The organism is Kitasatospora sp. NPDC096204 (assembly GCF_044763205.1).
Classification (GTDB): Bacteria; Actinomycetota; Actinomycetes; order Streptomycetales; family Streptomycetaceae; genus Kitasatospora.
Genome location: NZ_JBIWFT010000003.1, coordinates 345,267 through 358,117 on the forward strand (window position 1 = coordinate 345,267; position 12,851 = coordinate 358,117).

General features: G+C 74.3%; 14 protein-coding genes. 6 read left to right on the forward strand and 8 right to left on the reverse strand.

Features of this window, described 5'->3' with window-relative positions:
* Window positions 1-24: 24 nt before the first annotated feature.
* Window positions 25-612: a DNA-3-methyladenine glycosylase I gene (locus ACIQ87_RS04930; RefSeq protein ID WP_402401566.1), complete on the reverse strand. Its 588-nt coding sequence runs from the start codon at window positions 610-612 to the stop codon at window positions 25-27.
* Complete coding sequence (locus tag ACIQ87_RS04935; protein ID WP_402401568.1) at window positions 609-1,049, reverse strand: DivIVA domain-containing protein; 441 nt, start codon at window positions 1,047-1,049, stop codon at window positions 609-611. Before ACIQ87_RS04935 ends, ACIQ87_RS04930 begins: the two co-directional genes overlap by 4 nt.
* Window positions 1,050-1,230: 181 nt before the next feature.
* On the opposite strand from ACIQ87_RS04935, the gene folP reads away from it, so the two are divergent.
* Complete coding sequence (gene folP / locus ACIQ87_RS04940) at window positions 1,231-2,043, forward strand: dihydropteroate synthase (RefSeq protein WP_402401879.1); 813 nt, start codon at window positions 1,231-1,233, stop codon at window positions 2,041-2,043.
* 52 nt (window positions 2,044-2,095) lie between these two features.
* Here folP and ACIQ87_RS04945 read toward each other — a convergent pair whose 3' ends face one another.
* Both ACIQ87_RS04945 and dapE read right to left on the reverse strand, forming a co-directional pair.
* Window positions 2,096-2,905 (reverse strand): TIGR00730 family Rossman fold protein, encoded by an 810-nt coding sequence (locus ACIQ87_RS04945; RefSeq protein ID WP_402401571.1) that lies wholly within the window; start codon window positions 2,903-2,905, stop codon window positions 2,096-2,098.
* Window positions 2,906-3,016: 111 nt separating this feature from the next.
* Entirely contained in the window at window positions 3,017-4,093 is a 1,077-nt protein-coding gene (dapE, locus tag ACIQ87_RS04950; RefSeq protein ID WP_402401574.1) for a succinyl-diaminopimelate desuccinylase, read from the reverse strand.
* Window positions 4,094-4,269: 176 nt separating this feature from the next.
* Between dapE and ACIQ87_RS04955 the strand changes: the two genes are divergently transcribed.
* Both ACIQ87_RS04955 and ACIQ87_RS04960 read left to right on the forward strand, forming a co-directional pair.
* The gene (locus tag ACIQ87_RS04955; protein ID WP_402401577.1) at window positions 4,270-5,340 is read left to right on the forward strand and encodes a hypothetical protein; all 1,071 of its coding nucleotides are present in this window, start codon (window positions 4,270-4,272) and stop codon (window positions 5,338-5,340) included.
* 305 nt (window positions 5,341-5,645) lie between these two features.
* Window positions 5,646-6,449 carry a hypothetical protein gene (locus tag ACIQ87_RS04960; protein WP_402401580.1) on the forward strand — a complete coding sequence of 268 codons (804 nt, stop codon included), beginning with the start codon at window positions 5,646-5,648 and terminating at the stop codon, window positions 6,447-6,449.
* A gap of 104 nt (window positions 6,450-6,553) precedes the next feature.
* Here ACIQ87_RS04960 and dapC read toward each other — a convergent pair whose 3' ends face one another.
* Window positions 6,554-7,702 (reverse strand): succinyldiaminopimelate transaminase, encoded by a 1,149-nt coding sequence (gene dapC, locus ACIQ87_RS04965; RefSeq protein WP_392873552.1) that lies wholly within the window; start codon window positions 7,700-7,702, stop codon window positions 6,554-6,556.
* Window positions 7,703-7,722: 20 nt separating this feature from the next.
* Entirely contained in the window at window positions 7,723-8,049 is a 327-nt protein-coding gene (gene fdxA, locus ACIQ87_RS04970; protein ID WP_030061559.1) for a ferredoxin, read from the reverse strand.
* 130 nt (window positions 8,050-8,179) lie between these two features.
* Between fdxA and ACIQ87_RS04975 the strand changes: the two genes are divergently transcribed.
* On the forward strand, window positions 8,180-9,205 hold the full coding sequence (locus tag ACIQ87_RS04975; RefSeq protein ID WP_402401583.1) for a GNAT family N-acetyltransferase: 1,026 nt from the start codon (window positions 8,180-8,182) through the stop codon (window positions 9,203-9,205).
* Window positions 9,206-9,290: 85 nt separating this feature from the next.
* The gene (locus tag ACIQ87_RS04980; RefSeq protein WP_402401882.1) at window positions 9,291-10,163 is read left to right on the forward strand and encodes a transglutaminase family protein; all 873 of its coding nucleotides are present in this window, start codon (window positions 9,291-9,293) and stop codon (window positions 10,161-10,163) included.
* 6 nt (window positions 10,164-10,169) lie between these two features.
* Here ACIQ87_RS04980 and ACIQ87_RS04985 read toward each other — a convergent pair whose 3' ends face one another.
* Window positions 10,170-10,799: a response regulator gene (locus ACIQ87_RS04985; protein ID WP_402401586.1), complete on the reverse strand. Its 630-nt coding sequence runs from the start codon at window positions 10,797-10,799 to the stop codon at window positions 10,170-10,172.
* Between the two features lie 136 nt (window positions 10,800-10,935).
* Between ACIQ87_RS04985 and ACIQ87_RS04990 the strand changes: the two genes are divergently transcribed.
* Complete coding sequence (locus ACIQ87_RS04990; protein ID WP_402401589.1) at window positions 10,936-11,427, forward strand: GNAT family N-acetyltransferase; 492 nt, start codon at window positions 10,936-10,938, stop codon at window positions 11,425-11,427.
* Between the two features lie 151 nt (window positions 11,428-11,578).
* Here the strand turns inward: ACIQ87_RS04990 and ACIQ87_RS04995 are convergent, their stop codons facing one another.
* Window positions 11,579-12,847 carry a sensor histidine kinase gene (locus ACIQ87_RS04995; protein WP_402401592.1) on the reverse strand — a complete coding sequence of 423 codons (1,269 nt, stop codon included), beginning with the start codon at window positions 12,845-12,847 and terminating at the stop codon, window positions 11,579-11,581.
* Window positions 12,848-12,851: the final 4 nt, after the last annotated feature.

The following is a 12,851-nucleotide window of genomic DNA, read 5'->3' on the forward strand; positions in this document are numbered from 1 at the left end:
CGGACGGGCCGGCCGGGGCCCCGGTCAGCGCCCGGCGGCGGCGCGGACGTGGCAGTCCGCCAGGTGGTCGTCGACCAGGCCGCAGGCCTGCATCAGGGCGTAGGCGGTGGTCGGGCCGACGAAGCGGAAGCCCGCCTTCTTCAGCGCCTTCGCCAGCGCCGTCGACTCCGGCGTGACGGCCGGTACCTCGCCCATCGTGCGGGGGGCCGGCCGGTCCGGGTCCCCGGCGAACTCCCAGATCAGCGCGTCCAGTCCGCCCTCCAGGTCGCGGGCGACCCGCGCGTTGGCGACCGCCGCCTCGATCTTGGCCCGGTTGCGGATGATGCCGGTGTCGGCGAGCAGGCGCTCCTTGTCCGCCTCGCCGAACTCGGCGACCCTGGCGATCTCGAAGCCCGCGAACGCGGCCCGGAAGCCCTCGCGGCGGCGCAGGATGGTCAGCCAGGACAGCCCGGACTGGAAGGCCTCCAGGCAGACCCGCTCGAACAGCGCGTCGTCGCCGTGCACCGGCCGGCCCCACTCGGTGTCGTGGTAGACCCGGTAGTCGTCGGTGGAGTCGCCCCAGCCGCAGCGGCGCAGGCCGTCCGCGCCGAGCACCGCGCCCTCGTCCGTCACTTGTCCCCCCCGGGCTCGGCGTCCTCGGGGGTCCGCTCCCCGGCCGGCCGCTTGGCGAGCGCCACGGCCGGCTCGACCACCTGGGCGAACTCCTCCAGGCCGGGCAGCGGTTCGGCCGCCGGGTCGGGGGCGCCGCCCGCCTCGACCGCGCCGCGCAGGTGGGCGGCGGCCTCCAGCTCGGCGATCCGCGCGTCGCGGTAGGCGAGTTCGGCGCCGAGGCGGTCCAGGACGTCGTCCACCTCGTCCATCCGGTAGCCGCGCAGGGCCATCGGCAGGCGCAGCTCGTCCACGTCCGCCTTGCCCAGCGGGCGGTCCTGCGGCAGCCGCGCGGAGACGCGGTCCGGCGCCGCCTCCGGCATCGAGCCTCCCCCACCGAGCGCCACCAGGGCGGCACCGCCGACCACCACGGCCATGGCGACCACGATCACCCAGAACACGAGCTGTCCTCCCGAACTCCCGGCCGGTCCGCTATGTGGTGGCAGGTAACCACACTGATCATGACAGCATGGTCCCTTAGTGAGGCCGGGGGCCATCATCGCACCCGCAGGAGCTGTGGAGGAGACATCGGTGGCACTGCGCCTGGGACCGCGGGAATTCGGTGACGACGAGCTGGTGATCATGGCGATCGTCAACCGGACGCCGGACTCGTTCTTCGACAAGGGCGCGACCTTCGCCGACGAGGCCGCCTTCGCCGCCGCGGACCGGGCGATGGCCGAGGGCGCGGCGATCCTGGACATCGGCGGGGTGAAGGCCGGGCCGGGCGACGAGGTCACGGTCGAGGAGGAGCTGCGGCGCACCGTGCCCTTCGTGGCCGAGCTGCGCAAGCGCCACCCCGAGGCGGTGATCAGCGTGGACACCTGGCGGCACGAGGTCGGCGAGGCGGTCTGCGAGGTGGGCGCGAACCTGCTGAACGACGCCTGGGGCGGGGTGGACCCGAAGCTCGCCGAGGTGGCCGCCCGGTACGACGTCGGGCTGGTCTGCACCCACGCGGGCGGCGCCGAGCCCCGCACCCGGCCGCACCGGACCGGGTACGAGGACGTGATGGCGGACATCCTGCGGGTGACGGTGGGACTGGCCGAGCGCGCGGTGGAACTCGGCGTGCGGCGGGACGCGCTGATCATCGACCCGGGACACGACTTCGGCAAGAACACCCGGCACTCGCTGGAGGCCACCCGGCGGCTGCCGGAGATGACCGCGACCGGCTTCCCGGTGCTGGTCTCGCTCTCCAACAAGGACTTCGTCGGCGAGACCCTGGACCGGCCGGTGAACGAGCGACTGCTCGGCACCCTGGCCACCACCGCGGTCTCGGCCTGGCTGGGCGCGCGGGTCTACCGGGCGCACCAGGTCGCGGAGACCCGCCAGGTGCTGGACATGGTCGCCTCGATCCGGGGCACCCGCCCCCCGGCGGTCGCCCGCCGGGGGCTGGCGTGAACGCCTCGGCCCGGTCCCGCCGAGGGCCCGCCCAGGACCCGCCCGGGGCCGGCTAGATCTCGCCGGCGGGTCGGCGGGCGTCGGCGAGGATCTTCATGACCTCGTCGATCTCGTCGGTGATGTGGAACAGCTCCAGGTCGTGCGGGGCCGCCTTGCCCTGCTCGACCAGGGTGTTCTTCAGCCACTCGTAGAGGCCGCCCCAGTAGGCGCTGCCGTAGAGGATCACCGGGAAGCGGGTGACCTTCTTCGTCTGCACCAGGGTGAGCGCCTCGAACAGCTCGTCCAGCGTGCCGAGGCCGCCGGGCAGGACCACGAACCCCTGGGCGTACTTCACGAACATCGTCTTGCGGACGAAGAAGTAGCGGAAGTTCAGTCCGAGGTCGACGAACTCGTTGAGGCCCTGCTCGAAGGGCAGCTCGATGCCGAGCCCGACGCTGAGACCGCCGGCCTCGGAGGCGCCGCGGTTGGCGGCCTCCATCGCGCCCGGGCCGCCGCCGGTGATCACCGCGTAGCCGGCCTCGGCCAGGGCCCGGCCGATGGCCACGCCCGCCTGGTACTCGGGCGAGTCGGCCGGGGTCCGGGCGGAGCCGAAGACGCTGATCGCGGGCGGGAGTTCGGCGAGGGCGCCGAAGCCCTCGACGAACTCGGAGGTGATCCGCAGCACCCGCCACGGGTCGGTGTGCAGCCAGTCGGTGGGACCGGTGGTGTCCAGCAGGCGCTGGTCCGTGGTGCTCGTGCCGACCTGGTCCCGGCGCACCAGCACCGGGCCCTTCTGCTTCTCGGGCCAGGCCTTCTTCTTCCGCGGCACCCCGACCTGCTCGGGGCCGTGACCGTAGTGCTTCTCGTCTCCTGTGCCTGTCATGACGAAACCCTACGCCCGCCTTCCCCCGTTTTCAGGCAACGGGGGAAGGTCGGTTGAGCATCCGGAAGGTGGCGTTCGGCCGCCGTCCCGACGGTCGGCGCGGCGCGCGGCTCAGCTGGTCAGCCAGGCGCGCAGCCGCTCCTCGACCTCGGCGATGGCGCTCAGCGAGCAGTGCTCCTCGCGCTTGTGCGCCAGGTTCGGGTCGCCGGGGCCGTAGTTGACCGCGGGGACGCCGAGCGCGCTGAACCGGGCGACGTCGGTCCAGCCGAACTTGGCCCGGGCCTGGCCGCCGGTGGCCGCCAGGAAGGCCTGGGCGGCCGGCTGGGAGAGTCCGGGCAGGGCGCCCGGGGCGAAGTCGGTGACGGTCAGCTCGAAGCCGTCGAAGACCTCGCGCACGTGCTTCTCCGCGTCGGCCTCGCTGCGGTCCGGCGCGTAGCGGAAGTTGACCGTCACGACGCACTCGTCCGGGATCACGTTGCCGGCCACGCCACCGTCGATCCGGACCGCGTTCAGGCCCTCGCGGTACTCCAGGCCGTCGATCTCCACCCGGCGCGGCTGGTACCGCTCGAGCCGGGTGAGCACCTCGGCGGCGTGGTGGATGGCGTTGTCGCCGAGCCAGCTGCGGGCCGCGTGGGCGCGCACGCCGGTGAGCCGCACCTGCGCCCGCAGGGTGCCCTGGCAGCCGCCCTCGACCATGGCGCCGCTGGGCTCCATCAGCACCGCGAAGTCGCCGGCCAGCCACTCCGGGTGGTCCTTGGCGAGGTGGCCCAGGCCGTTGCGGTGGGCCTCCACCTCCTCGCAGTCGTAGAAGACGAAGGTGAGGTCCCGGTTGGGCTCGGGCAGCGTGGCGGCGAGGCGCAGCTGGACGGCCACGCCGGACTTCATGTCCGAGGCGCCGCAGCCGTAGAGCAGGTCGCCCTCGACGTACGAGGGGAGATTGTCGGCGATCGGCACGGTGTCCAGGTGGCCGGCCAGGACGACGCGCTCGGCGCGGCCCAGATCGGTGCGGGCGACCACGTTGTTGCCGTGGCGGTCCACGGTGAGGTGCGGGTAGCCGCGCAGCGCGGCCTCCACTGCGTCGGCGAGCGCCTGCTCGTCGCCGCTCACCGAGGGGAAGTCGACGAGCCGGGCGGTCAGCGTCCCGCCGTCGAGAGTGAGGTCCAGGGGCGTCGGATTCGGGCTGCTCATGGGCGCCAGCCTAGTCCGCGGCCCGGTCCGCCCGGTCCGGTCCGCCCGGCGCGACCGCCGCGTGACGCGGTCCGGACTCGGCGGCGAGTGGGCGGGCGACGGCAACCGGGGGGCGCCGTACATCCGTCCGAGTGGGTACGGTGTCGGATCAAGGAGCAGGCGCGAGAGGGGCGACGGTGGCCAGGAGAAGGAGCAGCGAGCAGCTGGGCGACGAAGAGGAGCCCACTCGCCGCCGCGGGCCGCTGCGCGCCCTGCTGATGGTGATCGTCGGGCTGCTCGGCCTGGCGCTGGTCGCCGGTCTGGCCGTGGTCGGGATCTGGTGGTTCGGCTTCAAGCCGGGCGCGTCGGAGGAGTGCACGGTGAAGAGCGCGGCCGGCAACGGCACGCTGGAGCTGCCGCAGGCCGCCAACGCCGCGACGATCGCCGCGGTGGCGCGCTCGCGCGGGCTGCCGGACCGGGCCACCACGATCTCGCTGGCGACGGCGATGCAGGAGTCCAAGCTGCGCAACCTCGCGGGCGGCGACCGGGACTCGATCGGTCTCTTCCAGCAGCGGCCGTCGATGGGCTGGGGCACCCCGGCGCAGATCGCGGACCCGGTGTACGCGACCAACAAGTTCCTGGACGGCCTGGTCAAGGTCCCCGGCTACACCCGGATGCCGCTGACCGACGCCGCCCAGACGGTGCAGAAGAGCGGCTACCCGCAGGCCTACGCCAAGCACGAGACCAAGGCGACCCTGCTCACCTCGGCGCTGGCCGGCCGCGAGCCCGCCTCGTTCTCCTGCGTGGTGCACGACTACGCCAAGCCGGACCCGGCGGACTCCGACTCCCCCGCCGCGGGGGCCGCCCCGGGCGCCACCGCGACCCCGGCCGCGGCGCCGGACCGGGCCCAGGTGCTGTCCGACCGGGTGCGCCGGGAGTTCGGCCGTACGGTGACCCCGGCGACCGGGTACACCTCGACCATCAAGGGCGCCGAGAACGCCGTCGCGCTGACCCCTGACCCGGCCACCACCGCACTGACCTCAGGACCGGACGCGGGGACGGACGGCGGGGTGAGCGCCGAGCGGGCGAGCGGCTGGGAGGTCGCCCACTGGGCGGTCGCCCAGGCCCAGCAGCTGGGCATCGCGACGGTCGCCTACGACGGGAAGATCTGGCGCAAGTCCAAGTCCGAGGACGGCTGGCAGACCCAGACCTCGGGCACCTCGACCAAGCTCGTCCAGGTCACTCTGGCCCCGCCCACGAAGAGCTGACGCACTGGTGTTCGGGTTGCCGCCGGACGAGTGATTCCGGTCAACCCCGGTGGACCGACCGCCCGTTCCGGCGAACCGGGATGAAGAACCGTCACTCCCCTTGTCCGGGGCCGGTTCGACGGCGTCCGACCGGCCCCGGCGGACGGTCCCGCTGCAGTCGTACGATCCGATGGTCGGTCAGGAATCTTCCTTGCACCGGCCGAAACCTTCTGGCTTCTCAAGCGGTAACAACGTCGTCCGTCCGGTCGGCAACGCCCGGCCCCCCAGGGCGGACGGGACGGACCCAGACCCCTTCGAGGAGCCCCATGTCTCACCCCCTCACGCGCCGGATCGCCCAGGCCGCGCTCGTCGTGGCCGCCGGAGCGACCCCGCTGCTCGCGGCCGGCTCCGCGTCCGCTCTGGGCGGGGACGCCCTGCTGCCCAAGAGCGACCTCGCGGCACCGCTGGGCCAGCTGACCAACTCCGACGCCGGCTCGACGCTCCAGCACACCACCCACCAGCTCGGCCAGGCCGCCGGCACCACCGGGGCGGCCACCGTCGCCGCGGGCGTACCGGCCTCCGCCGACGCCGCCGGCAACATCGTCGCCCAGCAGCTGCCCGAGGCCAACGAGAAGGCCGGCTCGCTGACCGCGCCGGTCGACCAGACCGCCGCGACCGCCGGCCAGCTCTCCACCGTCACCCCGAAGGTCGCCTCGGCCCTGGCCGGCAAGCTCGGCGAGGCCGTCACCGGCAAGAGCGCGGAGACCCGCGGCGCCACCGCCGGCACCAACCCGCTCGGCGGCCTGACCCAGACCGGCTCGGTCACCCAGGCCGTGCCCGGCGCCGAGACGCTCACCGGCGCCGTCCCCGGCGGCACCGCCGTCGCCGACGCGCTGCCGGTCGGCGCGGTGCAGCGCGCGCTGCCGCTCGGTTCGGTCGGGCAGGCCCTGCCGGCCGAGCTGCCCGCCACCGACGTGCTGGGCCTGGCCGAGCACGGCTCGGCCAACCGCCTCGGCGGTGCCGACCTCGGCAAGAACAGCCCGCTGTCCGGCCTGACCGGCGCGCTCGGCCCGCTCGGCGGCCTGCTGGGCAGCCTCAACGGCGGCGGCCTCGGCGGCCTGCCGCTGTAGTCCGGTCCGCACCCGTTCTCCGGGGCGGAATCCGAAGGGGGCCGGTGTCCGTGACACCGGCCCCCTTCGCCGTACGGCCCCGGGGTGCGCTCCCCCGGGTGCGGTCAGCGCGCCGCGCCCAGCCGCTCCACGGCCGCGGCGACCCGCTCGTCGGTCGCCGTGAACGCGACCCGCACGAAGCGGTCGCCGGCCGGCCCGTAGAAGTCGCCGGGCGCCACCAGGATGCCCAGCCCGGCCAGTTCGGCCACCGTCTCCCAGCACGGGCGGTCCTGGGTCGCCCACAGGTAGAGGCTGGCCTCGGAGTGCTCGATCCGGAAGCCGTACGCCTCCAGCGCCGCCCGCAGCGCCGAGCGCCGGGCCGCGTACCGCTCGCGCTGCTCGGCCACGTGCGCGTCGTCCGCGAGCGCGGCGACGGTCGCCGCCTGGACGGGCGCCGGCACGATCATGCCGCCGTGCTTGCGCACCTCCAGCAGCTCCCTGACCACCACGGGGTCGCCCGCCACGAAGGAGGCGCGGTAGCCGGCCAGGTTGGAGCGCTTGGAGAGCGAGTGGACGGCCAGCAGGCCCTCGTGGTCGTCGCCGCAGACGTCCGGGTGCAGGACCGACACCGGGTCGGCCTCCCAGCCCAGCTCCAGGTAGCACTCGTCGCTGACCAGCAGCGCCCGGTGCTCCCGGGCCCACTCGACGGCGCGGCGCAGCTCGTCCGCGCCCAGCACCCGGCCGGTCGGGTTGGACGGCGAGTTCACCCAGAGCAGGCGCACCCGGGAGCCGTCCAGCTCGTCCACCGAGTCGTACTCGACCGGCTCGGCGCCGCACAGCCGGGCGCCCACCTCGTAGGTCGGGTAGGCCAGGCGCGGGTAGGCGACCTGGTCGCCGGGGCCGAGGCCGAGCTGGGTCGGCAGCCAGGCCACCAGTTCCTTGGAGCCGACGGTCGGCAGCACGGCCTGCGGGCCGATCCGCGCGCCCACGCGGCGGTGCAGCCAGCCGGCGATCGCTTCGCGCAGCTCCAGCGGGCCCCAGACGGTCGGGTAGCCGGGGGTGTCGGTGTGCGCGGCCAGCGCCTTCTGGATCACCTCGGGGACCGGGTCCACCGGGGTGCCGACGGAGAAGTCACAGAGGCCGCCGGGGTGGGCCAGCGCGGTCGCCTTGTACGGCTCCAGCTTGTCCCAGGGGAAGACCGGCAGCTTGTCCGAAACGCGGCGCGCCGCCCCCGGGTGGCCCGGGAACGGCGCGTGCGTGCTGTTGGTGCTCACAGCTGTTGTGCCACCGATCGTCAGTGGTCGGCGTTCTGCGGCGGCAGAGCGGCGATGAACGGGTGGTCACGCTCGATCAGGCCGAGCTTGGAGGCGCCGCCGGGCGAACCCAGGTCGTCGAAGAACTCGACGTTCGCCTTGTAGTAGTCCTTCCACTCCTCCGGGGTGTCGTCCTCGTAGAAGATCGCCTCGACCGGGCAGACCGGCTCGCATGCGCCACAGTCGACACACTCATCCGGGTGGATGTAGAGCGATCGCTCGCCCTCGTAGATGCAGTCAACCGGGCATTCTTCGATGCACGCCTTGTCCTTCACGTCGACACAAGGCTGCGCGATGACGTAGGTCACGCTGTCGTTCCTCCTCGGAAGGGCCTGGTGGCCCGTTCTGTTCTGCTGCCGTGCGCGGTGAGCGCGGCGTCGTCGATGCCCGCCCCTAGTATCGCGGGTCGGAGACCGCAAATGCACAGGAGGTGGCCAGATGGCCTCGGTCAACCCGGTCGGCGACCGTCCGGAGGTCCGGATAGACCGCTCTGACGTGGGACGACGCGTGTCCGTCCGCCGGCTTGCGGAGTTCGTGGACGACCGTCCGGTGTTCCGGGATTCGATCGGCGTGCTCACATCGTGGGATGATCATGGGCTGACCATCGTCCCGCGCACCGGCGATCCGGTGTTCTTGCCGGAGAAGCTGCTGGTCGCAGGCAAGGTCGTGCCGCCGTTTCCGGCCCGGCGCGCCCCCTTGCCGGTCACCGGGCCGGTCGAACTGCAGCGGATCGCGGGGCGCGGCTGGCCGGCCGTCGAACAGGAGCCGCTCGGCGAGTGGACGCTGCGCGCCGCGGCCGGGTTCACCCGGCGGGCCAACTCCGTCCAAGCCCTCGGGGAACCGGGTCTGCCGCTGCCTCAGGCACTGGCGGCCGTCCGCGACTGGTACGCGGCGCGCGGGCTGCCCGCGTACGTCGAGGTGCTCTCCCCCGGCTCGCCTCCGGCACTGGTCGCCGAGCTCGACCGGCTCGGGGCCGGGTACGCGCCCACCCTGGTCCGCACCGCCCCGCTGGCCGGGCCGGCCCGGGGCGGCGCCGGGCAGGCCGAGGGCCGGGGGAGGGTGCGGCTGGCGCGCACGGCGGACGACGGGTGGCTGTCGGTGTACCGCCGGGTCGGCGACGACCCGGCGGTGGAGGAGGCGGCCCGGCAGGTGCTGAACGGCGGGCCGTCGGTGTGGTTCGCGACCGTGCCGGGCGCCCCCGGTCAGCCGCCGCTGGCGATCGGGCGCTGCGTCATCGACGGGGCCTGGGCCTGCTTCGGCGCGATCGAGGTCCAGCCGTACGCGCGGCGGGCCGGGCTGGCGACGGCGGTCATGGCGGTGCTCGCCTCGCGCGCGGCCGAGGAGGGGGCGAGCGGCGCCTACCTGCAGGTCGAGGCGGAGAACGCGGGGGCGATCGCGCTCTATGACGGACTCGGCTTCACGACCAGTCACACTTACCACTACGCGCTCCTCCCCCAGGGGTAGCCGCCAGGCCGTACCGTCCGCCCGATCACCCGCTTGTCCGACCGCCGCCTTGTCCGTCCGCCGTACGAAAGCCGTCGCCGTCACCGTGACCGAGCAGAGCAGAGACCGCTTCCGGACCGCCGCCCGCGCCGAGCAGCCCGACCCGGTGCTGCTGTGCGTGCTCGCCGCCGCCGAGCACGGCATGGTGCCCGACCCCGGCGACCCGGGCGAGCCGCCCGGCGTGGACACGCTGCTCGCCGCCTGCGAGGCCGCGCTGGAGCGGCACGCGGCGGAGGTCCGGACGGCGGTCGCCGAGCGGGCGCCCACCGGGCCCGAGGAGACCGCCGCCCTGCTCGCCGCGGTGCTCGGCGGACGGGAGCGCTTCCACGGCCGGCAGTCGGACTACCGGCGGCTGGAGTCCTCACTGCTGCCCGAGGTGCTGCGGCGGCGGCGCGGGCTGCCGATCATGCTCTCCCTGGTGTGGATGGCGGTCGGACGGCGGGCCGGGCTGACCGTCCACGGCGTCGCACTGCCCGGCCACTTCATCGTCGCGGTCGGCGGCCCGGCGGGCGGCGAGGACTACGTCCTGGCCGACCCGTTCCACGGCGGGCGGCTGCTCGACCCGGAGGACGTCGAGCAGCTGGTCGCCGCCGCAGGGCACGAGTTCACCCCCGCCCTGCTCACCCCGGCCCAGCCGCTGGAGATCGTGCTGCGGGTGCTCGGCAACATCCGGCTCTGGGCCGCCGACCGCCCCGAACACGCCCGCACCCAGCTCTGGGCCACCGAACTCGCCCTGCTGCTGCCCCGGCACCCGGCCCAGCTGCGCCTGGAACGGGCCGAACTCCTCGTCCGTACCGGGGACTTCCTCGGCGGCTCGGCGGAGATGGACGCCTACGCGCAGATCCTGGACGCCTTCGACCCCGACACCGCCGCCAAGGTCCGGCAGGAGGCCAGGGCGGCCCGGCACCGGCTCAACTGACCTCCGTCAGAGCCAGCCCTTCTCACGGGCGATCCGGACCGCCTCGGTGCGGTTGCGCGCCTCGGTCTTCTGGATCGCCATCGACAGGTAGTTGCGCACCGTCCCCTCGGACAGGTGCAGCCGCCTGGCGATGTCCGCGTTCACCGCGCCGTCGGCGGCCGCGTCCAGCACGTCCCGCTCGCGCGCGGTCAGCGGGTTGGCGCCCTCGGCCAGCGCGGCGGCGGCCAGCGTCGGGTCGATCACCCGCTCGCCGCGCAGCACCCGGCGGATCGCCTCCGCCAGCTCGGCGGCCGGCGCGTCCTTCACCAGGAAGGCGTCCGCGCCCGACTCCATCGCCCGGCGCAGGTACCCGGGCCGGCCGAAGGTCGTCGCGATGACCACCTTCGTCCGCGGCGCCCGGCGGTGCAGCTCGGCGGCCGCCTCGATGCCCGTCATCCCCGGCATCTCGATGTCCAGCACCGCGACCTGCACGTCGTTCGCGAGCACCGCCGCCACCACCTCGTCCCCGCGGCCGACCTGCGCGACGACGTCGATGTCCCCCTCCAGCCCGAGCAGCGCGGCCAGCGCCTCCCGGACCATCCCCTGATCCTCGGCGAGCAGCACGCGGATCGAGGCCCCGTTGTCAGTGTCGTTCATGGCCACGACCTTAGGGCCAGTCTCCGGAGGGCCGGGCGGGAACGGGCCCGGGGTCGGGTCTCCCGTAGGGGGAGCCGCCAGGCCTGGCCGAGGTATTCCAGTGGTTCGCCGAGGCCCTGCGGACCAGACTGTCCCGGTGCTGACCCTGGAACTCCTGCGCCCCGACCACGCCGACGCCGTACTGGCCTTCGAACGCGCCAACCGCGCGTACTTCGCCCGCACCGTCCCGGACCGCGGCGACGCGTACTTCGCCCGGTTCGCGGACCGCCACGCCGCCCTCCTCGCCGAACAGGCCGAGGGCGTCTGCAGGTTCCACGTCGTCCGCGACGCGGCCGGCGACCTGGTCGGCCGCGTCAACCTCCTCGACCTCGTCGACGGCAGCGCCGAACTCGGCTACCGCGTCGCCGAATCCGCCGCCGGCCGAGGCATCGCCACCGCCGCCGTGGCCGAGGCCTGCCGCCTCGCCGCCACCGCCTACGGCCTGCGCTCCCTGACCGCCGTCACCACCCTCGACAACCCCGCCTCGCAGGCCGTCCTCGCCCACAACGGCTTCATGCCCCGGTACGAGTTCCTCCTCGACGGCCGCCCCGCCCTCGCCTACCGCCGCTCCCTCGCCGGCCTCGGCTGAGGCCGGCCGGGCGGCGTCCTACACCGGAAGCCGGCGGCGGGCGGATTCGAGGCTTTCGGCGATGCCGAAGCCGATGACGAGAACGGCGGGCCTGTCCGGTACGACGTCCGTACCGGCCGTCCGGGTTCCCCGCGGAGGCCCGCGCGGCGCGCTAGCGCGGCTTCGTCGCGGGCGAGTGCTCGGAGGCCGGCGCCGACACCGTGCGCAGCGGCACCGAGGCGCGCAGCCGGAAGCCCCGACCGTGCTCCCCCGGCCCGGTCTCCAGCCGCCCGCCGACCAGCGCCAGCCGCTCCTCCAGACCGGACAGGCCGTTGCCCGGCTGGGACTTGCCCGGCCCGCGCCCGTTGTCGGCGACCTCCAGGACGGCGTAGTGCTCGCCGCCCGCCTCCCAGCTCTCGTCCGCCGTGACCGTGCAGACGGTGGCGTCCTCGCCGTGCCGGACGACGTTGGTCACGGCCTCGCGCAGCGCCCAGGCCAGCGCGCCCCGTTCCTCGTCGGACAGCGCCGGCCAGGCGTCCACCAGCTCCGGCGCGGCCTCCAGCCGGACCTGGGCGGCGGCCAGCGCGGTCCGGGCGGCGGCCAGTTCGACCGGCAGGGTCGGGCGGCGGAAGCCGGTCACCGCCTCCCGGACGTCGATCAGCGACTGCCGGGCGACCTGTTCGATCTCGGCGACCTGCGCCCGCGCGGCCTCGTCCTTGCCGGCGTCCATGAACCGTCCGGCCAGCTCGCTCTTCAGGGTGATCAGCGACAGCGAGTGCCCGAGCAGGTCGTGCAGGTCGCGGGCCATCCGCAGCCGCTCCTCGGAGGCGGCCAGGTGCGCGACCGCGGCCCGGGCCTCGCGCAGCTCCTTCATGGTGGCGACCAGTCGCTGCAGGCCGGTCATCGCGACGCCGGAGAGGAAGGCGCTGAGCGCGAAGGTGGAGACGTTGTCGACGTCGGCGCCGATGCCCACGCCGACGGCGGCGGTGAGCGCGGCCATGGCGACCAGCGTGCGCAGCCCGTAGCGGGCCGGGGTGATGATCGCGACGCACACCGAGGCGTAGATGAACAGCGTCAGGAACGCGTCGCCGAGCACGACGGAGGCGGCGATCGCGAGCCCGACCATCGTCGTGACGATCGCCAGGCAGGCCCGCGGCCGCATCCCGGCCTGCGAGCGGAAGATCACCAGCAGCACGTACGCGCCCATGAACGCGGCCAGGCAGCACCAGCCGAGCACCGTCCCGATCGTGCTGTGGCCGCCGCTCAGCAGGTCGCCGGCCGGGTAGGCCAGGTAGAGCATCCACAGCGTCATCCAGGCGACCTTGACCAGCAGCTGCCGCCTGGTCTCCACCGGGGAGCCGGGGACGTTCATGAAGGACGTGCGCGCCACGCCCACCTCCGGCGGTTCGTCGGGGCGGTGGGCCTGGCGCGCGTCACTCATGTCG

Coding starts and splice junctions, on each gene's coding strand:
- dapE (WP_402401574.1), bottom strand. CDS start 4,093: ATGAGCAGCCCGAATCCGACGCCCCTGGACCTCACTCTCGACGGCGGG.
- ACIQ87_RS04960 (WP_402401580.1), top strand. CDS start 5,646: ATGTCTCACCCCCTCACGCGCCGGATCGCCCAGGCCGCGCTCGTCGTG.
- ACIQ87_RS04995 (WP_402401592.1), bottom strand. CDS start 12,847: ATGAGTGACGCGCGCCAGGCCCACCGCCCCGACGAACCGCCGGAGGTG.
- ACIQ87_RS04985 (WP_402401586.1), bottom strand. CDS start 10,799: ATGAACGACACTGACAACGGGGCCTCGATCCGCGTGCTGCTCGCCGAG.
- ACIQ87_RS04945 (WP_402401571.1), bottom strand. CDS start 2,905: ATGACAGGCACAGGAGACGAGAAGCACTACGGTCACGGCCCCGAGCAG.
- folP (WP_402401879.1), top strand. CDS start 1,231: ATGGCGATCGTCAACCGGACGCCGGACTCGTTCTTCGACAAGGGCGCG.
- ACIQ87_RS04975 (WP_402401583.1), top strand. CDS start 8,180: ATGGCCTCGGTCAACCCGGTCGGCGACCGTCCGGAGGTCCGGATAGAC.